Raw genomic sequence first — 19,822 nt, forward strand, 5'->3', positions numbered from 1 at the left:
GATGCTGACGCTGACGTCAGTACCCTCGCAGGCCGCGGCCAAGATCCAGCGGCTGGTGTCGCCCGGCGGTATCGAGGCGTGGTTCGTGCAGGACGCCACCGTGCCGCTGATCGCAATGGAGTATTCCTTCGGCGGCGGCGCCGGCCAGGATCCGCCCGGCAAGCCCGGTGTCGGCAATCTGGTCGCCGACCTGCTCGACGAGGGCTCCGGCGACCTCGATTCCAAGTCCTATCATGAGCGGCTCGAGCGCCGCGCCATCGAGCTCAGCTTCCAGTCCAACCGCGATCAGTTCCGCGGCTCGCTGCGCATGCTCAAGGACAACAAAGACGAAGCCTACGACCTGTTGCGGATGGCGCTGACCTCGCCGCGGTTCGAGCCGAAGGACGTCGAACGCATCCGCGCCCAGGTGATCTCGAACCTGCGCCGTGAATCAACCAATCCGTCCTCGCTGTCCGGCCGCAAGTTCCTCGAGCTCGCCTTCGGCGATCATCCTTATGCCAGAGCGGCGACCGGCACGCTCGAGAGCGTGCCGACCATCGAGATCTCCGATCTGAAGGACTATGTCCGCCGCATCATCGCCAAGGACACGCTGCGGATCGCCGTGGTCGGCGACGTCGATGCCGATACGCTCGGCAAGCTGCTGGACAAGACCTTTGGCGGCCTGCCGGCCAAGGCCGAATTGACGCCGATTCCCGACGTCGTGGCCACCAAGCCGCCGCAGCGCGCCTTTGTCCCGCTCGACGTGCCGCAGACCGTCGTCACCTTCGGCGGCCCCGGCATCGTCAGGCACGACCCGGACTTCATGGCCGGCTATGTGGTGAACCACATTCTCGGCGGCGGCGGGCTGTCGTCGCGGCTCTACAAGGAAGTGCGCGAGAAGCGCGGGCTGGCCTATTCGATCTATGAAGCGCTGCTCTGGATGGATCACTCCGCGCTGTTCATCGGCAACACCGGCACCCGCGCCGACCGCGCCGGCGAGACCGTCGATGCGATCGAGGCGGAGATCCGCCGGATCGCCGAGCAAGGTCCGACGCAGCAGGAGCTCGACGAGGCGAAGTCCTATCTGAAGGGCTCGCAGATGCTGGCGCTCGACACCTCCTCCAAGCTCGCGCAGGCGATGCTGCAATACCAGCTCGACAAGCTGCCGATCGATTACATCGAGAAGCGCAGCGCCATCGTCGATGCGGTGACGCTCGACGACGTCAAGCGGGTCTCCAAGAGGCTGTGGGGCAACGGCCTGCTCACCGTGATCGTCGGCCGCGCCCCGCAAGCCGCAGCGCAGCCGGCATCGGCACCGCCGAAGGCGAACTGACGCGGTTACGCGCGTAGCGGTTTTCCACACGCACTTCCCGTATGGCTACCCCTCTCCCCAACCCTCCCCCGCAAGGGGGGAGGGAGCCTGAGAGGCGTGCTCACCTCACGCGAGTCCTCGGTTACGACTGACGCTCATTGCGTGGATCGTTAGGGACGTATCGGCGGATGGGCTCCCTCCCCCCTTGCGGGGGAGGGTTGGAGAGGGGTGGCCCCGCACTCCGACCGCTGACGTAACGAACGCTGCATCAACACCGCCCAAGCACGCCCGGCGCAAACCCGCTATCCTGCGGCCGCCGATTCTTCCCTCCACCGGGTGATGTCATGCTGCGGCTGTCCCGCGACCTTACGATCGACGAGAACGACATTGAGATCGTCTTTGTCCGTGCCTCCGGTCCGGGCGGGCAGAATGTCAACAAGGTCTCGACCGCAGCCCAGCTTCGCTTCGACACGCACAAGATTGCGCTGCCGCCGGACGCCGCGCAGCGGCTGGCGCGGCTTGCCGGCAGCCGCATGACCAAGGACGGCGTGATCGTGATCCAGGCGTTTCGTTTCCGCACCCAGGAACGCAATCGCGCCGATGCGATCGAGCGGCTGTTCGAGATGCTGAAGGAAGCGATGGTGCGGCCGACACCGCGGCGGCCGACCAGACCGACGCTCGGCTCAAAGAAGCGCCGGCTCGAAGGCAAGAAACGCCGCAGCGACATCAAGGCGGGCCGCGGCAGTCAACGTTTCGACGATTAGGGAATACCGGACGCAGCGCACGCGCGGCGCTGCATCCGGGATCCGATCATCGCGGGATCAATACTTCTTGGTTGCAGGCGCCATCTCGGAACCGCTGCTCGACTTCGGTGTCGCGTGGCCGCTGCCGACCGTTCCCTTGTTGCCCGATTTGGCGCTGGTGCCGCTCTTTTGCGTCGGCGAAGTCGGCTGCGCCGCCATTTCCTCATCGCCGCTGCCGGACATGCCGCCGCCCTGCTGCATGGTACCTCGGCCCTGTGCACCGCCGCGAAGCTGGGTGTCCGGCGTCGTCGCGCCCTGCGCCAGGACGGGACCGGCCATCGCGGCCGTGATGGCAAGGGCGAGCACGCTGGTCTTTGCAAACGTCATCGATTTCTCCAGGACTTTGATTGACGATGGACGGAGCGGCGCAGGTGTGCGCCGTTTGCAACGCCGACCCTGAACCCCATCGTGCGAGACTGAATTTTCCGCAAACGGCGCACGCGCAATGCAAGCGGCGGCGTGTGGTGATCGTGCAGGGATTTCGCGGTCATTTTGCGGATTTGTCGTCCGCATATGCGGCAACCATCGGTTCCGCGCCAGATCAGCGCCCAGCTTTGTTCTGCTGTGAAACAGCCCGCTACTACCAACGGCCGATTTCGGCCTCCTACAGTCACCGCACAGAGGCGGTGATGTATATGACAAAGCTGCGCGCGAGGTGGACGTTGGCGCTGGGATTTTGCAGCGCGATGTTTGCAGTGCAAATGGCCGCTGCGCAAATGCCGTTGCCTGCTGCCAAGCCGCCCGATGGGGCGACACTGTTCAAGCAGCAATGCGCGACCTGCCACACCACCAACACCTCGGATCCCGTCCGGCAAGGACCGTCGCTCTCCAAGGTCGTCGGCCGCCATGCCGGCAAGGCCGACGGCTTCAAATATTCCGCAGGCTTCGCAGGAGCGGATTTCGTCTGGGACGACGCCAGGCTCGATGCCTGGCTGACCAATCCACAAGAGGTGATCCCCGGCGCCGTGATGGCCTACCGACAGGCCAAGCCGGAAACCCGCGCCATGATCATCGCCTATCTGAAGGAGCTGAACTGAATGGCAAAACCCGTGCATTCGATGATCCGCGTGTTCGACGAGGCAAAGGCGCTCGATTTCTACAAGCGCGCGTTCGGGCTCGAGATCGCGGACAATCTGAGATTTGGCGACTTCGCGCTGATCTATCTGCGCCATCCGTCCTCGCCCTTCGAGGTCGAGCTCACGGTCAATTTCGACCGCAAGGAGCCCTACACGCTGGGCGACGGCTACGGCCATCTCGCCGTCGTCGTCGATGAGGTCGATGCCGAGCATGCGCGTTTCGAGAAGGAGAACCTGGCGCCCGGGCCGCTGCGCGACTTCAAGCATGACGGCAAGACGCTGGCGCGCTTCTTCTTCGTCTCGGATCCCGACGGCTACAAGATCGAGGTGATCCAGCGCGGCGGGCGCTTCGGCTAATCCAATCAGAAAATAAACTACGGAGGAAACCCATGAGAGAAATCGATCGACGCAGCAAATATGACCGGCGTGTGTTTCTCAAAGGCGCGGCCGTTACCGCACCCGCAGTCGCGATCGCGACATCGACCGGGCTTGGCATCACCGATGCGTGGGCCGACGAGGCGGGCACGCTGACGCCGGCCACCATGAAGACATTGCTGAAGGTGGCGCGCGACATCTATCCGCACGATTTCCTCGGCGACAGCTACTACATCACTGCGGTCAAGCCGTGGGATGACAAGGCCGCCAAGGATCCGGCTGTCAAATCGCTGATCAATGAGGGCGTAGCCCGGCTCGATCAGGCGGCCAACGACCGCCACAAGATGCCTTATGCCCAGATCGCCTGGGAGAACGATCGCGTCGCGCTGCTGCAACAGATCGAACAGAGCGCGTTCTTCCAGAAGATCCGCGGCGACCTCATCGTCTCGCTCTACAACAACAAGGAGGTCTGGCCGCGGTTCGGCTACGAGGGCTCCTCCGCCGAGCATGGCGGCTACATCAAGCGCGGCTTCGCCGATATCGACTGGCTGCCGAAGGCCTGAAGCGGACAACGTCGGGAGGAAACAATGGCAAAATTCGATCTGAATGACAGCGGCGTTGTCGTGATCGTCGGCTCCGGTGCCGGCGGCGGAACGCTCGGCAATGAACTGGCGCAAAAGGGCATCAAGGTCGTGATCCTGGAAGCCGGACCGCGCATCGAGAACCAGGACTTCATCAACGATGAATGGGACAGCTTCACCCAGCTCGCCTGGTCCGACGCGCGCTCGACCTCGGGCAGTTGGCGCGTCCACCAGGATTTTGCGGGCCTTCCGGCCTGGATCGTGAAGGCGGTCGGCGGCTCGACCACGCATTGGGCCGGCGCCTCGCTGCGTTTCGACGAGCATGAGTTCAAGATCAAGTCGGCCTATGGCGGCATCCCCGGCGCCAACCTGCTGGACTGGCCGATCACGCTCGCCGAGATGGAGCCGTGGTACGCCAAGGCCGAGGACAAGATGGGCGTCACCCGCACCAATGGCATCCCCGGACTGCCCGGCAACAATAACTTCAAGGTGATGGAAGCCGGCGCCAGGAAGCTCGGCTACAAGGAGGTGCACACCGGGCGGATGGCGATCAACAGCGAGCCGCGCGACGGCCGCGGCTCCTGCCAGCAGATCGGCTTCTGCTTCCAGGGCTGCAAGTCGGGCGCCAAATGGTCGACGCTCTACACCGAGATCCCGAAGGGCGAAGCCACCGGCAATCTCGAAGTGCGCCCCGGCAGCATGGTGATCAAGATCGAGCACGACCAGTCCGGCAAGGTGACCGGCGTGGTCTATGCCGATACGACCGGCGCCATGCAGCGCCAGAAGGCCCGCGTGGTCGCAGTCGCCGGCAACTCGATCGAGAGCCCGCGGCTACTTCTCAACAGCGCCTCCAGCATGTTCCCGGACGGGCTCGCCAATTCGTCGGGCCAGGTCGGCCGCAACTACATGCGGCACATGACTGGCAGCGTGTATGCGAGCTTCGAGAAGTCGGTGCATATGTATCGCGGCACCACGATGGCCGGCATCATCCGCGACGAGGCCAAGAACAATCCGAGCCGCGGCTTCGTCGGCGGCTACGAGATGGAGACGCTGTCGCTCGGCCTGCCCTTCATGGCCGCGTTCCTCAACCCCGGCGCCTGGGGACGCAGCTTCACCAGCGCGATCGAGGGCTATCCGCGGATGGCCGGCATGTGGCTGGTCGGCGAGGACATGCCGCAGGAGACCAACCGCGTCACGCTGGATCCCAAGATCAAGGACAAGTTCGGCTTGCCGGTCGCCAGCGTACATTTCGACGATCATCCGAACGACGTCGCGATGCGCGATCACGCCTACAAGCAGGGCTCCGCGGTCTATGAGGCGGTCGGCGCCACCGTGACCTACCCGACGCCGCCCTACCCCTCGACCCACAACATGGGCACCAACCGGATGAGCGAGAAGCCGCGCGATGGCGTGGTCAACAAGTTCGGCCAGTCCCACGACATCAAGAACCTGTTCGTCTCCGACGGCAGCCAGTTCACGTCAGGCGCGGCGTGCAACCCGACGCTGACCATCGTGTCGCTGGCGATCCGGCAAGCCGACCACATCGCCGGCGCGATGCAGCGCAAGGAGATCTAGTTCACTCTGAAGCTGAAGCGGCCTTGTCCTTGCCAGGACAAGGCCGCCTTTCTTTCGAGGTGACAGACCAAAAACTATGGGCCGCTGATATCGGCGTTATCTCTAATCAGGATCGCTAGCTCCCTCGCTCGGGTTCGAAGCCGATCCAGCTCGTCATCGGACGATGATGATAGGACCAGATCATTAAACGAGCCCATCCCGCCGTAGGCACCCAATAGCCGCTCGATGCCATGAAAATCGCTGTTTGCAATCTCGCGGCGAGATTTTTCCACCCAATCCAACCAATGCGAACTCCACCTGTCCTCACGCAGCAAGGTCGCCAGGCGATCCAACACGATGATGAGTTCTGGCACTGCGGCCGCGGGCGACGAGGGACTGTTCAAGTGACGTCTATTCCGCGGCGTCAAGGATGGGCTGGCGCTGAAATTCGGTGACCGGAGCTGCACTCTGCGAGCGATAGATCAAGCAGCAGCAGCGCAGCAGCGATGCGAAATTATTGACCTCGCCATGGTGATCGAGCACTTCGCCATAGAGCGTGGTGACGAACTTGGCGACGCTCATCCCCTCCTTTGCGGCGATCTCCTCCAGTGTGTCCCAGAACGACATCTCCAGCCGGATCGAGGTGCAATGACCGCCGATCCGCAGCGACCGGGTCTGCGATTCATAATTGCGCTGCGGCAGGTGCGAGAATAAATGGCACATGGCTATCCTCCCGATCGGATTATAATTTTTCTAAACGATATACCCGCGCGTGCGGCGTCACAATCGCCACGTAGGGCGTAGCCGGTCCACACGCGAAGGTGAGTGTCTTCAAGGCGATAGGCCGGCTCCATCCCCAGCTAAAGGCAGCCATTCGCGGGCCGGCCCATGCATTTGGCCGGCGAGCCGACTAGAATGCCGCCGAACCTCGAATCCCTGTCCAATCACGCAAGCCATGCCCGTCCGCCAGCTTCCCGAACAGCTCGTCAACCGCATCGCCGCCGGCGAAGTGGTCGAACGGCCTGCGAGCGTCGTCAAGGAACTGGTCGAGAACGCAATCGACGCCGGCGCGAGCCGGATCGACGTATTCACCGACGGCGGCGGGCGGCGGCGGATCGGCATCACCGACGACGGCGGCGGCATGACGCGCACCGATCTTGCGCTTGCGGTCGACCGCCACGCCACCTCGAAGCTCGACGACGAGGACCTCTTGCGCATACGCACGCTCGGGTTCCGTGGCGAGGCGCTGCCGTCGATCGGCGCGGTGGCAAAACTCGGCATCACCACGCGCCATGCCGGAGAACCGCATGCCTGGTCGCTGTCGGTCGAAGGCGGCGAGAAGTCGGAGGTCATGCCCGCCGCGCTCGGCCAGGGCACCCGCGTCGAGGTCAACGAACTGTTCTACGCGACGCCGGCGCGGCTGAAATTCCTCAAGACCGACCGCACCGAGGCGGAAGCGATCCGCGAGGTGGTGCGGCGCCTCGGCATGGCCCGGCCCGACATCGCCTTCACGCTGGCCGGCGAAGAGCGTGCGCCGGTCACCTGGGCCGCGGCGCTGCCCGGCGCGGCCGGCCGCTTGACGCGGCTCGGCGATATCCTCGGCACGGACTTTCGCGCCAGCGCGATCGAAGTGCGCGCCGAGCGCGAGGGCGTCACGGTCGAGGGCTTTGCCGCTGCGCCGTCGCTGACCCGCGCCAATGCGCTCGGGCAATATCTGTTCGTCAACGGCCGGCCGGTGCGCGACAAGCTGATCCTCGGCGCGGTGCGCGCGGCCTATTCCGACTATCTGCCGCGCGACCGCCATCCTGTCGTCGCGCTGTTCGTGACCTGCGACCCGCAAGAGGTCGATGCCAACGTGCATCCGGCCAAGACCGAGGTGCGCTTCCGCAACGCCGGCCTGGTGCGCGCGCTGATCGTGCACGCTCTGAAGGACGGCCTGGCGCGCGAGGGCAAGCGCACCGCGGCCAACACCGCCGACGGCGCCGCGCTCTCGGCGTTCCGTCCCGCCTTCACGCCACCGCGCCCGGGCAATTGGGACTGGCGCAGCTCGCCGTCCTATCCGGTCAATCCGCTGCGCGCGTTCGAAGGCGCGGCGGCGCCGGCCTTCGCCGAGCCGGGACAGGCCGCCTTCGACGTCGGCACGCCGACCGCCGATGTCCGCTTCGAGGCCGCGGCCGCGCCCGATATGCTCGACCGGCCGCTCGGCGCCGCGCGCACCCAGATCCACGAGACATATATCGTCTCGCAGACCCGCGACGGCCTGATCGTGGTGGATCAGCACGCGGCACATGAGCGCATCGTCTACGAGAGACTGAAGGCTTCGCTGGCGAAGAACGGCGTGCAGCGGCAGATCCTCTTGATCCCGGAAATCGTCGAGCTCGATGAGGCGACCGTCGAAAAACTGCTCGATCGCGCCGAGGAGCTGGCGTCGTTCGGGCTCGCGATCGAGTCCTTCGGTCCCGGCGCGGTCGCCGTGCGCGAGACGCCCTCGCTGCTCGGCAAGGCCAATGCGGCCGGGCTGCTGCGCGACCTCGCCGAACATATGGCCGAGTGGGACGAGGCGCTGCCGCTGGAGCGCCGGCTGATGCATGTCGCCGCCACCATGGCCTGCCACGGCTCGGTCCGCGCCGGCCGCCGCCTCAAGCCGGAAGAGATGAACGCGCTGCTGCGCGAGATGGAAGACACACCGAACTCCGGCCAGTGCAACCACGGCCGCCCGACCTATGTCGAGTTGAAGCTGAGCGATATCGAGAAGCTGTTCGGGCGGCGATAACCACCGCACCTTCCGTCGTCCCGGGCAAGCGAAGCGCGACCCGGGACCCATAACCACCGATGCCTCCGTTAACAAAGGCTGGGGCCCCAGCGTGCTTTCACAACACACTTTCGTGGTTATGGGTCCCTGCTTTCGCAGGGACGACAGATTTAGGGCATCCTAAGAACCCTTGCGCGCGAACACCTCCAGCGCCGTGCGAAGCTGCGCGATCCATTCGTCGCCATCTTCGAACCCGCCTGCCGCGATCCGCTTGCACACCTGATCGAGATCGTCACCATCGGCTGCGTGCCTGCCGACCTGCCGCGCAATCGCGGCATAGCCCTCCGTCAGCAGCACCAGACCCGGCGCGCTCGCTGCAACATACTGCTCCCGCGCCTCGCGGAAGAGCTGCGAGGCTTCGTCATACCGGCCAAGCGCCAGCTCAAACGCCGCCACCATCCAGACACCCGTTGCCTCGCGCAGCGGTCCGCGCTCCAGGGTCCGCACCAGCCCGAGCGAACGTTCTGCAAGCTCGCGCGCGGCCAGCAGATTGTCCTGATCGATCGGCTTGTTGGAAACGCTCCAGCCCGGCCAGCAATCGGCCGCCGCATTGTACGTCCAGCGCTGAACCATCATGAGCGCTTCGCGTTCGTCACCATCCTGCGTGCCGCGACGGCGTTCGATCTGGTCGGCGGCATCGCGCGCCGCCGCAAGCAGTGCCACGTCATCGCCGGCGCCGCGCAACGCCTTGACCCGCGCCTCAAGCTGACCCGCGAGCTCAGCGAGCGTTTCGGCCATGGTTCGCACTCCGCAAACGATGATGAATCAGTCGTGGGATGGAGAAAGCATAACCACCATAGAGTCAGCGGATGACGCTGACACCCATGCGCCCCTACACTTTTTCGCGAAGGAACACGAACTCCGTGTCGTCATAGGCGCGCCGCTCGAGCTCCTCGAACCCTTCGGGCGCAGCGAACGCCGCGGCCTTCGCCTCCTCGACGACGAGCAGCGCGCCCGGCGTCAGCCAGCCGCCGTCGCGCAGCGAGGCGAGCGCCTTGTCGGCGAGCCCCTTGCCATAGGGCGGATCGAGGAACACCAGCGAGAACGGCTCGACCGGATGCGCAGGTCCGAGATCGGTGGCATCCCGGCGATAGACCTTGGTGGTCCCGCCAAGGCCGAGCGACTCGACATTGTTGCGCAGCAAGGCTCGCGCCTCGGCGCCGTTGTCGACGAACAGCGTGAACTTCGCGCCGCGCGACACCGCCTCGATGCCGAGCGCTCCGGTGCCGGCAAACAGATCGAGCACGCGCGCGTCCTCAATCGGATTGTCGTAGGCGTGGACGAGGATATTGAATACGGACTCGCGCAGGCGGTCCGCGGTCGGACGGATGTCGCGGCCCGACGGCGACGCGAGATTGCGGCCCTTCAGCCTGCCCCCGACGACGCGCATCAGGGTGCCCACACTGCTTCAGCACGGATAGTCGGCTCCCCTCCCCCTTGTGGGGTCCGAGGCGAGCGAAGCTCGCTCTCGAGGTTGGGGAAGGGGGTGCCCCACGGGCAGACTACCCGCGTGGCACCCCCCTCCCTGCCCCTCCCCCACAAGGGGGGAGGGAACGGAAAGAACGTTGATCGCGTCGAAGCGAACGAAGCCGACTTATCCATCGTCGCGACCGCTCTACTCGTCCTTCGGCGTGAGATCGCGCTTGCCGTGATAGCCGCGCTTGGGACGGCGCGGCGGGCCGTAGCCGTTGGCCTCGTCCTCGTTGCGGGCGCGTGCCTCCTCGCTGCCGGTGCGCTGCACCAGCACGCGGCGGCCCTTGCGATCGTTGATCGTCTCGCGCTTGCTGGGCTTCGGCTTCCTGGCGGGCGCATCGTCGCCGCCGTCAGCTTCGCGCTGCTCCGGCCGCGTGAAGTCCGCACCTGCGACCTTGGCGATCTTCTCGCCGAGCTGCTCGCGCAGCACCCGCGTCTTGACCTCCTCGACCTTGCCCTCCTCGAGCTCGCCGAGCTGGAACGGGCCGTAGGAGATCCGGATCAGCCGGTTCACCTCGAGCCCGAGATGCGCCATCACGTTGCGCACCTCGCGGTTCTTGCCCTCGCGGATCGCGAACACCACCCACACATTGGCGCTCTGGTCGCGCTCCAGCGTCGCGTCGATCGGCCCGTATTTGACGCCGTCAACCTCGACGCCGTCCTTGAGCTGGTCGAGCTGCCCCTGCGTCACCTCGCCATGCGCGCGCACGCGGTAGCGCCGCAGCCATCCGGTGTCGGGATGCTCCAGCGTCCGCGCCAGGCCGCCGTCATTGGTCAGCAGCAGCAGGCCCTCGGTGTTGAAATCGAGCCGGCCGATCGAGATCAGCCGCGGCAGGCCCTCGGGCAGATTGTCGAACACGGTCGGCCGCCCCTCGGGGTCGGCGTGCGTCGTCATCAGCCCGCGCGGCTTGTGATACATGAACAGCCGCGTCCGCTCGCGCGGCGGCAACGGCTTGCCGTCGACCGCCACGACATCGTTCTCGGTGATATCGAGCGCCGGCGAGTTGATCACCCTTCCGTTGACGGTGACGCGACCTTGGGTGACGATCTCCTCGGCATCGCGGCGCGAGGCGAGGCCGGCGCGCGCCAGCACCTTGGCGATACGTTCGCCCGCCTTCTTCGGCTTCGGCTCGGGACGCTCGCGGCGGTCATCGTAGGAGCGTTCGCGATAGGCACCCCGGCCGCCGAAGGCCGGGCGCTTGGCAAAGACCTTGCTGTCGTTCTCATTGTCGCGGCGCGGCCGATCGCCGAAACGGCCTTCGCTGCGCGGATGCTCCTGCCAGTCGGTGCGGCCTTCGGGGCGCTCGCGCCGGCGGCTGTCGCCACCAGCCTCGTCGCGCTCCCAGCGCGGCCGGCTGAACTTCGGCCGCTCCGGACGATCGCCCTGCTCGCGATCGTCGCGGGAGCGCGAGAACCGCGGCCGCTCACCGCCGCCGCGATCGTCGCGCGGCCTGTCGTAACGCGGCTTGTCGAAATTGCGCGGGCCGTCGCGGAACGGACGCGAACCACGCTCCGGACGATCGGAACCGCCTTCGCGCTTCTGCCACGGCTTGGATTCGCCGCGCGGCGGCCGGTCGCCAAAATCCTTGCGCGGGCCGCGATCGCCCCCGCGATCCGCCGCACCGCGCTTGAACTTGCTGTCGCCGCCGAATTTCCGTGCGGGCCGGTCACCATCGCGCGAAGGACGGTCGCCGAACGATCGCTCGCCACGCGGCGTATAGGGCCGCTTCTCTCCGTCACGCTCGCGCGGCGCGTAAGGCTTCCGGTCGCCGAACTTCCGATCGGAAGACCGCCCCGCCGGGCGCGCATCATCGCGATCGCGCCGCGGCGGGCGATCGTCGCGATTGAAGTTCGGACGGTCGCCGCGGGGCGTGTAGGGCCGCTTTTCGCCGCCGCGGTCTTCGCGCGGCTTGAACGAGCGCTTTTCGCCATCCCCGCCGCGATCAAATCTCGGCCGGTCGCCGCGCGGCTTGAACGTGCGCTTCTCGCCATCGCCGTCTCGGGCCGGGCGATCGCGGAATGGCCGATCGCCACGGGCGTCATCGCGGTTGAACCTCGGCTTGTCGCCGAACTCGCGGCGCGGCGGACGGTCCTCGCGATCGCCGCGATAGGGCCGCTTCTCGCCATCGCCCTTGCCGGCAAACTTCTTGTCGCCAAAGCCGCGCTTGGCAAATTTCTTGTCCGGCCCGCGGGCGGCGCCGGAGCGGCCCTTGCCGCCGCCGGCGCGGCCCTTGCCACCGCCGGGCCGATCACGCCGGCCGCGGGAATCGTTGTTTTTGTCGCTGTCGCGGGGCATGAATAATCTCGCTGGACGTTCAATTGGGGTGCAAGGGCAGCCGGGCGTACGCGCCCTGTTGGCAGCGCATTTGACGCAAAACCGGCATCCACTTTTGCTGAAGGCGAAGCTACTAGCAGGTTTCTTCCGATGATACGAGGCATGTCAGCCCCTTCTTTCATGGATTTGGCGCTGAAAACGGCCGAAAACGCCGGAAAAGCCGGCGAAGTTCCGATCGGATGCGTGATTGTCCGGGGTTACGAGATCATCGCCACCGCCAGCAATCGCACCCTGACCGACCGCGATCCGACCGCCCATGCGGAAGTCCTGGCGATCCGGCAGGCGGCAGAGGCCATCGGCACCGAGCGGCTGGTCGATTGCGACCTCTACGTGACGCTGGAGCCCTGCACCATGTGCGCCGGCGCGATCTCCTTGGCCCGCATCCGCCGGCTGTATTACGGCGCCGCCGACCCCAAGGGCGGCGCGGTCGAGTCAGGCGTGCGGTTCTTCGCGCAGCCGACCTGCCACCACGTCCCGGAGGTCTATGGCGCCGTCGGCGAGACCGAGTCGGCGCGCCTCCTGCGCGAGTTCTTCAGGGAGCGGCGGTGACGAACCAGTAGCCCGGATGGAGCCAACGGGACGCGCGTTCCGCGCTCCTCAGGGTGACGGGGATGCAGCGCAATCTCTCCCCTCGTCGTCCCGGCGAACGCCGGGACCCATAACCACAGGGTTGAGTCGTTAGAAAGCTGTAGCCCCAGCGTCGTGCAACAATGACCTTCGGTGGTTATGGGTCCCGGCTTTCGCCGGGACGACATCGAGTGTGTTGCGTCATCGAGAGTCATACATTCACGGTCTCTTCGGACGACGGTACGCGCGCCGCATCACCCCGCCAGGAAAAACTCGCGCAGCAGCTTCGCCGTCGCGTCCGGGGCCTCCTCGGGCAGGAAATGCCCTGACGCCACCGGCGCGCCGCTGACGTTGGTTGCCCAGGTCTTCCAGGTGTCGAGCGGCGTGGTTGCCGCGCTGGCAACGCCGGCATCGCCCCACAACGCCAGCATCGGGATCGTGATCTTGTTGCCGGCATCGACGTCGGCCTTGTCGATCTCAAAGTCGGCATAGGCGCCGGCGCGGTAGTCCTCGCACATCGCGTGGATGCGGGCGGGATCGCGGAACGGCGCAAGGTAATGCGCGAGCGCGCGCGGATCGATGGCCTCCAGCGTCTTGGTCCTGGTCTGGCTCGCCATCTTCTCCTTGAGGAAGAATTCGCCATTGTTGGAGATCAGCGTTTCCGGCAGCGGATAGGGCTGCGCCAGGAACGCCCAGTGATAGATCTTCAGCGCCGAAAGGCGATTGAGCTTCTGCCAGTAATCATAGGTCGGCGCGATATCGAGCACCGCGAGCTTCGACAGCCGGCCGGGATGATCGAGCGCGAGGCGGTATGAGACGCGGCCGCCGCGGTCGTGACCGGCGAGTGCGAAATGCACATGCCCGAGCTGCTCCATCGCCTCGACCATGGTCTTGGCCCAGGCCCGCTTGGTATAGGGCGTATGGTCCTTGTCGCTGTCCGGCATGTCGGACCAGCCGTAGCCCGGCAGGTCGGCAATGATCAGCGTGAACCTGTCGTCAAGCTTCGGCGCCACCGTATGCCACATCACATGCGTCGAGGAAAAGCCGTGCAGCAACAGCAGCGGCGGACCCTTGCCGCCGACACGGGCGAAGATGCGGCCCTGCGCGGTGTTGATCCATTTCGACTCATAGCCGGGAAAAAGATCAGCGAGATCAGGCATCGATACCTCCCCGGTCGCGTGCGCCGTGCTTCAAACTTTGTTCGGCGTTGCCGCTGGCCCAGGTGAGGTTTATGCCATCCTCAAGCCCAACCAACAACAACATGAAACGAGGAAGTGCCATGTCGATCGACTTCGAGATTCCCGCCGAAGCCAAGGCGATCCGCGAGAAGGTCCGCAAATTCGTGCACGACGAGTGTATTCCGGCGGAAAAGGAACTCGACACCAAGCCGCTTGCCGAGGTGCTGGCGCCGCTGCGGAAGAAGGCCCGCGCGCAGGGCCTGTGGTGCCCGTTCGTGCCGAAGGAGTATGGCGGTATGGGCCTCGGCCCGCTGGCGAATGCGCTGGTGCAGATGGAGCTCGGCGAGAGCATGCTCGGCGCGCTCTCGATGAACACGCAGGGGCCGGACGATGCCTCGATGATGACGATCCTGGCGCATGGCACCGAGTACCAGAAGGAGAAATTCCTTAAACCGCTGTTGAACGGCGAGAAGCGGATCTGCTTCTCGATGACCGAGAAGGCCGCCGGCGCCGACGCCACCGGCATGCAGACCACCGCCGTCAAGGACGGCAACGAAAACTACATCCTCAACGGCGAGAAATGGTTCTCCTCGTCGGCGAGCGTCGCCGACCTCGCGCTGGTCATGGCGAAGACCGATCCGAACGCGCCGCGCCACAAGCAATACTCGACCTTCATCGTCGAGCTGCCCAACCCCGGCTACCGCATCAAGCGCAACGTCGCCAACATGGCGATCGAGGGGCCGCATGACGACGTGATCCACGGCGGCCACTCCGAGATCGAGATCAAGGATCTGAAGGTGCCGGCCGACAACCTGCTCGGCGGCGAGGGCAACGGCTTCAACATGGGCCAGCACCGCCTCGCCTATGGCAGACTGCGCCACGGCATGCACAACGTCGCCAAGGCGCAGCGCGCGCTCGACATGGCGGCCGCCCACGTCACCAAGCGCTCGACCTTCGGCCAGCTGCTGGCCGACCGCCAGGCGGTGCAGTTCATGCTCGCCGATTGCGCGAGCGAGCTCTATATCGGCCGGCTGATGCTGCTGCACATCGCCTACAAGGCGGAGAAGGGCCTCGACATCCGCCAGGAGAACTCGATCGCCAAGATCTTCCATGCCCACATGGTGCACAAGGTGATCGACACCGCGATCCAGCTCCATGGCGCGCTCGGCTTCAGCCAGGATACGCCGCTGGCGAAATGGTACACCCAGGTGCGCTCGCAGCGGCTCGTCGACGGCCCGGACGAGGTGCACAAGTGGAAGATCGGCAAGAACGTCATCAAGGCGTTCCGCGAGCACGGCACCACCGCGAGCGCGGCGGGTGGGGATTTGCTGTAGCCGTCATTGCGAGCGCAGCGAAGCAATCCATCTCTCCACAAGCGGAGAAGTGGATTGCTTCGTCGCCCCAGCGCAAAATTGCTTTGCAATTTTGTCGCGAGCTCCTCGCGATGACGTGGCGAGCTAGGCCTTTTCCTGCTCCACCGCCTGCCAGGCGATGTCGCGGCGGCAGAATCCCTCGGGCCATTTGATGCGATCGACGGCCTGATAGGCGCGGTCGCGCGCCTCGGTGACCGTCGTACCCATCCCGCAGACGTTCAGCACCCGACCTCCGTTGGCAAGGATTGCGCCGTCCTTGGCCACGGTGCCGGCGTGGAAGATCTCGACACCTTCGACCTTGGCGGCGTCATCGAGGCCATCGATCCGCGTGCCCTTGATGTAGTCGCCGGGATAGCCCTTGGCCGCCATCACCACCGTCAGCGCCGGGTCCGGGTACCAGCGCAGATCGAAATTCTTCAACTGCCCGTCGATGGAGGCGAGAAACGCCGGCACGATGTCCGACATCATCCGCAGCATCAGCACCTGGCACTCGGGATCGCCGAAGCGGACATTGTATTCGAACAGCTTTGGGCCCTGCGCGGTCAGCATCACGCCGGCATAGAGCACGCCCTTGAACGGCGTGCCGCGGCGCTTCATCCCGGCCACCGTCGGCAGGATGATGTTCGCCATGATCTGGTCGTGCACCTCTGATGTCACGAACGGCGTCGGCGAATAGGCGCCCATGCCGCCGGTGTTCGGCCCCTTGTCGTGATCGAACACCCGCTTGTGGTCCTGCGCGGACGCCAGCGGAATCGCGGTCTCGCCATCGCACAGCGCAAAGAAGCTGATCTCGCGGCCCGACAAGAATTCCTCGATCACGACCTCGGCGCCGGCCGAGCCGAACGCGCCCTCGAACATCATCGCAATGGCCGCCTCGGCTTCGGGCAGCGTCTGCGCCACCACGACGCCCTTGCCGGCGGCGAGCCCATCGGCCTTGACCACGATCGGCGCGCCCTGGGCGCGGACATAGGCCACCGCGTCCTTCGCATTGTCGAAGCGGCGATAGGCACCGGTCGGAATGTTGAACTCGCTGCAGAGGTCCTTCGTAAAGCCCTTGGAGCCCTCGAGCTGCGCAGCCTGCTTGCTGGGCCCGAACGCCTTGATGCCGACCGCGGCGAGGTCATCGACGATGCCGACGGCGAGCGGCGTCTCCGGTCCGACCACCACCAGATCGACCGCGTTGCGCTGGCAGAATTCGATCACCGCGGCATGGTCGGCGACATCGAGCGCGATGCACTCGGCCTCGCGCGCGATCCCGGCATTGCCCGGCGCGCACCAGAGTTTGGTCACCAGCGGGGATGCGGCGATCTTCCACGCCAGCGCATGTTCGCGGCCGCCGGAACCGAGCAGGAGGATGTTCATCTGTGTCGCCGATTAAAGGGGTTGTAACGCCATTTCGTCCGGTTTAGCACGCTCCCCGACCGCAGCAAGAAGCGGTTCGATCAGATGTGGATATGTGATTCGACGCTTGAAACGAGGCGTCCGGACCTTGCACACGGGGGCGAAAACCCCGATTCTATAGGCCAGATGACCGCCGCTCCGAATCTCGTCAACGCGCCCGAATTCACCGTCTCGGAACTCTCCTCCGCCCTGAAGCGGACGGTGGAGGACCGGTTCGGCCATGTCCGCGTCCGCGGCGAGATCTCCGGCTTCCGCGGCCCGCACTCCTCCGGCCACTGCTATTTCGCCCTCAAGGACGAGAGCGCCAAGATCGAGGCGGTGATCTGGAAGTTCGCCCATGCCCGGATGCGCTTCAAGCCCCAGGAAGGGCTCGAGGTCATCGCCACCGGCAAGCTGACCACCTATCCGAACTCCTCGAAGTACCAGATCGTCATCGACTCGCTGGAGCCGGCCGGCGTCGGCGCGCTGATGGCGCTGATGGAGGAGCGCAAGAAGAAGCTGGCGGCCGAGGGCCTGTTCGACGAGGCCCGCAAGCAGATTTTGCCCTGGCTGCCCGAGGTGATCGGCGTCGTCACCTCGCCGACCGGCGCCGTGATCCGCGACATCCTGCATCGCCTCGAGGACCGCTTTCCCCGCCGCGTGCTGGTCTGGCCGGTCAAGGTGCAGGGCGACGGCTCCGCCGAGCAGGTCGCGGCCGCGATCCGCGGCTTCAACGCGCTGCCGGAGGGCGGCAGGATCCCGCGGCCTGATCTCTTGATCGTCGCGCGCGGCGGCGGCTCGTTGGAGGACCTGTGGTCGTTCAACGAGGAGATCGTGGTGCGCGCCGCGGCCGAGAGCCACATCCCGCTGATCTCGGCGGTGGGCCACGAAACCGACATCACGCTGATCGACTTCGTCGCCGACAAGCGCGCGCCGACGCCGACCGCGGCCGCCGAGATGGCAGTGCCGGTGCGCAGCGAGCTGTTCGTCGAGGTCACAGCGCTCGCCCGCCGCACCATGGTGTGCTGGCAGCGCGGCCAGGAGGCCCGCCGCAACGAACTGCGTGCCGCCGCGCGTGCGCTGCCTGCGGCGAACGAACTGCTGGCGATCCCGCGGCAACGGCTCGATCATCTCGCGGCCGGGCTGCCGCGCGGGCTGAAGGCCAATACGCACGCGCATTTCCGCCGCTTTGCCGCGTCGAGCTCGCGCCTCACGATCGGCGTGCTGCGCGGCCAGGTCGCGCATGCGCGGCAGCGGCTGACCGTCTCGGGCGAACGCATCACGCTGTCGGCGCGCTCGCTGCTGCATCGCCGGCGCGAACGCTTCAGCGGGCTCGAGATCCGGCTCAAGGCCTCGAAGCTCGCCAACGCGAAGGCCCAGCGCAACGCGATCGCGCGCGACCTCGAGCGCACCCACCGCCTCGCCGAGCGCGCCCGCCGCGCGCTGCTGACGACGCTGCAGCGGCTTGAGGCGCGGGTCGCCCATCGCAGCCAGCTGCTGTCGGCGCTGTCCTATCGCGGCGTGCTGGCGCGCGGCTTTACGCTGGTGCGCGACGCGCAGGGACACGCACTGCATTCAGCCGCGGCGGTCGGCCCGAACGCCAACCTGTCGATCGAGTTCGCCGACGGCCGCGTCGCCGCCACCACGAATGCCGACCAACCCGCGGCGACGGCGACGCCGGAGAGCCAGCCGAAGCCGCGCGAGGCGAAACCGGCGGCGCCAAAGCGCGTCACCAAGCCGGTCGATCAGGGCAGCCTGTTCTAGACTAGCGCGCCAGCCACTCGGCGACTTGCTTCTGCGCGTCCTTGCGTGCGCTCGCATCGGTGCCGATGTGACCGGGCTCCGTGATGTCGACATCGGACGAGGCCGCGACCGCGTGCAGCGGCAGGTTGGCGCGGTCGAAATCGTGGTAGGCTTCGGGATAGACCACGATCCGCGCCAGCGCGCTGCGGCCGCGCGCGCCGTCGACCATCTGGTGGCAGGCCGATGATGACGTCACATCGTCGCGCGCGCCGATCAGGACCAGCGTCGGCACCCGCGCGCTCCAGCCAAGGCCTGACGAGGTGCGGCAATCCGGATAGAACGCGACCGCCGAGCGGAAATCCGGCTCGACGTTGCGCGACCACATCTGCGGCCGCACCGCCCACAGCAAGGCGGCCGCGCCATTGCCCCAGCCGATCAGGCTGATGCGGCTCTTCGCCACCCATTTCTGCTGCACCAGCCATTGCCGCGCGGCGTTGATGTCGGCGACCCGCGCACGGCGGGTCTGGACCTGATGCTCCCTGATGCGGCACTGGGGCCCGAGCTCGCGCGAGCCGTAGCTGTCCGGCAGCAGCACCGCGTGGCCCGATGTGAGCAATTGCTCGGCCCAGTCGCGATAGCGCGGCAGCACTGGCTCGGAGCGGCCGGCAAGACCGCCGCAGCCATGCAGCGCGATGACCGTCGGGAACGGGCCATCGCCATCAGGCCGGTAGAGCTGCGCGTGCAGCGTGACATTGCCTTCGGGAATTTCGACCTGATGCGGGGCCGGAAGCGGCGCCGCCGCCACCGCGGCCGGCACGGCAAGCATGGCGAGGCACATGAAAACTGACTTGAGGCGCATCCGATCCGGCCGGCTCGTTATGGCGCCGCAAACACAGCGGACCACGGCTGCAACGCTACCATGCACGTCTGCCGCCAAATCATCACAAGTCGGTGGTTTAACGGGCGGACATGACCCCCTATCTGTGATAGATGGCTTGATAAATATCCAGGTGGCCTCGTGCGAGGCAAGGCGGAGAGCTCAAACGTGCTGAACAAGTTCGGTCCCTCGGGCCATGGCGAAGCGCAAGTGCAATATCTCGACGGCGATTTCCGCGTGATCTCGCCTGGCACCTTTGTGCGTTGTGCCATCACCGACGTCCGGATCCCGCTCGACGAGCTGAAGTACTGGAGTGTCGACCTGCAGGAAGCCTACGCCACCCCGACCGCCGTGCTGCAGCGCCACCATCCCGGCGTGCTCAAGCCGCAGGCTTAAGCTCAAGA

At 66.1% G+C, this 19,822-nt stretch carries 20 protein-coding genes; 11 read left to right on the forward strand and 9 right to left on the reverse strand.

The genetic code is table 11. The annotated features are described in order from the left end of the window. Position 1: 1 nt before the first annotated feature. Complete coding sequence (locus AAFG07_RS35500; RefSeq protein ID WP_342729339.1) at positions 2 to 1,312, forward strand: pitrilysin family protein; 1,311 nt, start codon at positions 2 to 4, stop codon at positions 1,310 to 1,312. A 323-nt stretch (positions 1,313 to 1,635) separates the two neighbouring features. Then, positions 1,636 to 2,055, forward strand: coding sequence for an alternative ribosome rescue aminoacyl-tRNA hydrolase ArfB (gene arfB / locus AAFG07_RS35505; RefSeq protein ID WP_092124086.1), 420 nt, complete (start codon positions 1,636 to 1,638; stop codon positions 2,053 to 2,055). Between the two features lie 57 nt (positions 2,056 to 2,112). Here arfB and AAFG07_RS35510 read toward each other — a convergent pair whose 3' ends face one another. Then, positions 2,113 to 2,421: a hypothetical protein gene (locus tag AAFG07_RS35510; protein WP_342724309.1), complete on the reverse strand. Its 309-nt coding sequence runs from the start codon at positions 2,419 to 2,421 to the stop codon at positions 2,113 to 2,115. Positions 2,422 to 2,810: 389 nt separating this feature from the next. Between AAFG07_RS35510 and AAFG07_RS35515 the strand changes: the two genes are divergently transcribed. From AAFG07_RS35515 to AAFG07_RS35530, 4 genes are read left to right on the forward strand one after another with little or no spacing between them, the layout of a single operon-like run. Further along, complete coding sequence (locus AAFG07_RS35515) at positions 2,811 to 3,131, forward strand: c-type cytochrome (RefSeq protein WP_342729340.1); 321 nt, start codon at positions 2,811 to 2,813, stop codon at positions 3,129 to 3,131. Then, positions 3,132 to 3,527, forward strand: a complete 396-nt coding sequence (locus AAFG07_RS35520; RefSeq protein WP_342724310.1) for a VOC family protein — start codon at positions 3,132 to 3,134, stop codon at positions 3,525 to 3,527. 32 nt (positions 3,528 to 3,559) lie between these two features. Continuing rightward, a complete protein-coding gene (locus AAFG07_RS35525; protein ID WP_342724311.1) occupies positions 3,560 to 4,108 on the forward strand; it encodes a gluconate 2-dehydrogenase subunit 3 family protein in 549 nt (182 codons plus the stop codon). Positions 4,109 to 4,132: 24 nt separating this feature from the next. Further along, positions 4,133 to 5,701, forward strand: coding sequence for a GMC family oxidoreductase (locus AAFG07_RS35530; RefSeq protein WP_342724312.1), 1,569 nt, complete (start codon positions 4,133 to 4,135; stop codon positions 5,699 to 5,701). Between the two features lie 74 nt (positions 5,702 to 5,775). Here AAFG07_RS35530 and AAFG07_RS35535 read toward each other — a convergent pair whose 3' ends face one another. Continuing rightward, positions 5,776 to 6,054, reverse strand: coding sequence for a hypothetical protein (locus tag AAFG07_RS35535; protein ID WP_342724313.1), 279 nt, complete (start codon positions 6,052 to 6,054; stop codon positions 5,776 to 5,778). A 37-nt stretch (positions 6,055 to 6,091) separates the two neighbouring features. Then, positions 6,092 to 6,403, reverse strand: a complete 312-nt coding sequence (locus AAFG07_RS35540) for a ribbon-helix-helix domain-containing protein (protein WP_342724314.1) — start codon at positions 6,401 to 6,403, stop codon at positions 6,092 to 6,094. A gap of 232 nt (positions 6,404 to 6,635) precedes the next feature. Here AAFG07_RS35540 and mutL point away from each other — a divergent pair, with 232 nt between their 5' ends. Next, positions 6,636 to 8,453: a DNA mismatch repair endonuclease MutL gene (gene mutL, locus AAFG07_RS35545; protein ID WP_342724315.1), complete on the forward strand. Its 1,818-nt coding sequence runs from the start codon at positions 6,636 to 6,638 to the stop codon at positions 8,451 to 8,453. Positions 8,454 to 8,612: 159 nt separating this feature from the next. Here mutL and AAFG07_RS35550 read toward each other — a convergent pair whose 3' ends face one another. The 3 genes from AAFG07_RS35550 to AAFG07_RS35560 form a co-directional block, all read right to left on the reverse strand. After that, the gene (locus AAFG07_RS35550) at positions 8,613 to 9,230 is read right to left on the reverse strand and encodes a hypothetical protein (protein WP_342724316.1); all 618 of its coding nucleotides are present in this window, start codon (positions 9,228 to 9,230) and stop codon (positions 8,613 to 8,615) included. A 94-nt stretch (positions 9,231 to 9,324) separates the two neighbouring features. Next, entirely contained in the window at positions 9,325 to 9,882 is a 558-nt protein-coding gene (gene rsmD, locus AAFG07_RS35555; protein ID WP_176529265.1) for a 16S rRNA (guanine(966)-N(2))-methyltransferase RsmD, read from the reverse strand. A 225-nt stretch (positions 9,883 to 10,107) separates the two neighbouring features. Continuing rightward, positions 10,108 to 12,261 (reverse strand): pseudouridine synthase, encoded by a 2,154-nt coding sequence (locus AAFG07_RS35560; RefSeq protein ID WP_342724317.1) that lies wholly within the window; start codon positions 12,259 to 12,261, stop codon positions 10,108 to 10,110. 141 nt (positions 12,262 to 12,402) lie between these two features. Between AAFG07_RS35560 and AAFG07_RS35565 the strand changes: the two genes are divergently transcribed. After that, positions 12,403 to 12,849: a nucleoside deaminase gene (locus tag AAFG07_RS35565; RefSeq protein ID WP_224943568.1), complete on the forward strand. Its 447-nt coding sequence runs from the start codon at positions 12,403 to 12,405 to the stop codon at positions 12,847 to 12,849. A 272-nt stretch (positions 12,850 to 13,121) separates the two neighbouring features. On the opposite strand, the gene AAFG07_RS35570 is transcribed toward AAFG07_RS35565, so the two are convergent. Continuing rightward, complete coding sequence (locus tag AAFG07_RS35570; RefSeq protein WP_342724318.1) at positions 13,122 to 14,027, reverse strand: alpha/beta hydrolase; 906 nt, start codon at positions 14,025 to 14,027, stop codon at positions 13,122 to 13,124. Positions 14,028 to 14,146: 119 nt separating this feature from the next. On the opposite strand from AAFG07_RS35570, the gene AAFG07_RS35575 reads away from it, so the two are divergent. After that, positions 14,147 to 15,379: an acyl-CoA dehydrogenase family protein gene (locus AAFG07_RS35575; protein ID WP_021077295.1), complete on the forward strand. Its 1,233-nt coding sequence runs from the start codon at positions 14,147 to 14,149 to the stop codon at positions 15,377 to 15,379. A gap of 123 nt (positions 15,380 to 15,502) precedes the next feature. On the opposite strand, the gene purD is transcribed toward AAFG07_RS35575, so the two are convergent. Next, entirely contained in the window at positions 15,503 to 16,780 is a 1,278-nt protein-coding gene (gene purD / locus AAFG07_RS35580) for a phosphoribosylamine--glycine ligase (RefSeq protein WP_342724319.1), read from the reverse strand. 165 nt (positions 16,781 to 16,945) lie between these two features. On the opposite strand from purD, the gene xseA reads away from it, so the two are divergent. Further along, complete coding sequence (gene xseA / locus AAFG07_RS35585) at positions 16,946 to 18,562, forward strand: exodeoxyribonuclease VII large subunit (RefSeq protein ID WP_342724320.1); 1,617 nt, start codon at positions 16,946 to 16,948, stop codon at positions 18,560 to 18,562. A gap of 1 nt (position 18,563) precedes the next feature. On the opposite strand, the gene AAFG07_RS35590 is transcribed toward xseA, so the two are convergent. Then, on the reverse strand, positions 18,564 to 19,400 hold the full coding sequence (locus AAFG07_RS35590; protein WP_342724321.1) for a dienelactone hydrolase family protein: 837 nt from the start codon (positions 19,398 to 19,400) through the stop codon (positions 18,564 to 18,566). Positions 19,401 to 19,586: 186 nt separating this feature from the next. Here AAFG07_RS35590 and AAFG07_RS35595 point away from each other — a divergent pair, with 186 nt between their 5' ends. Continuing rightward, on the forward strand, positions 19,587 to 19,814 hold the full coding sequence (locus AAFG07_RS35595) for a DUF2093 domain-containing protein (protein WP_016848019.1): 228 nt from the start codon (positions 19,587 to 19,589) through the stop codon (positions 19,812 to 19,814). Positions 19,815 to 19,822 lie beyond the last annotated feature (8 nt).

The sequence above is a fragment of the Bradyrhizobium sp. B097 genome, from assembly GCF_038957035.1.
Lineage (GTDB): Bacteria > Pseudomonadota > Alphaproteobacteria > Rhizobiales > Xanthobacteraceae > Bradyrhizobium.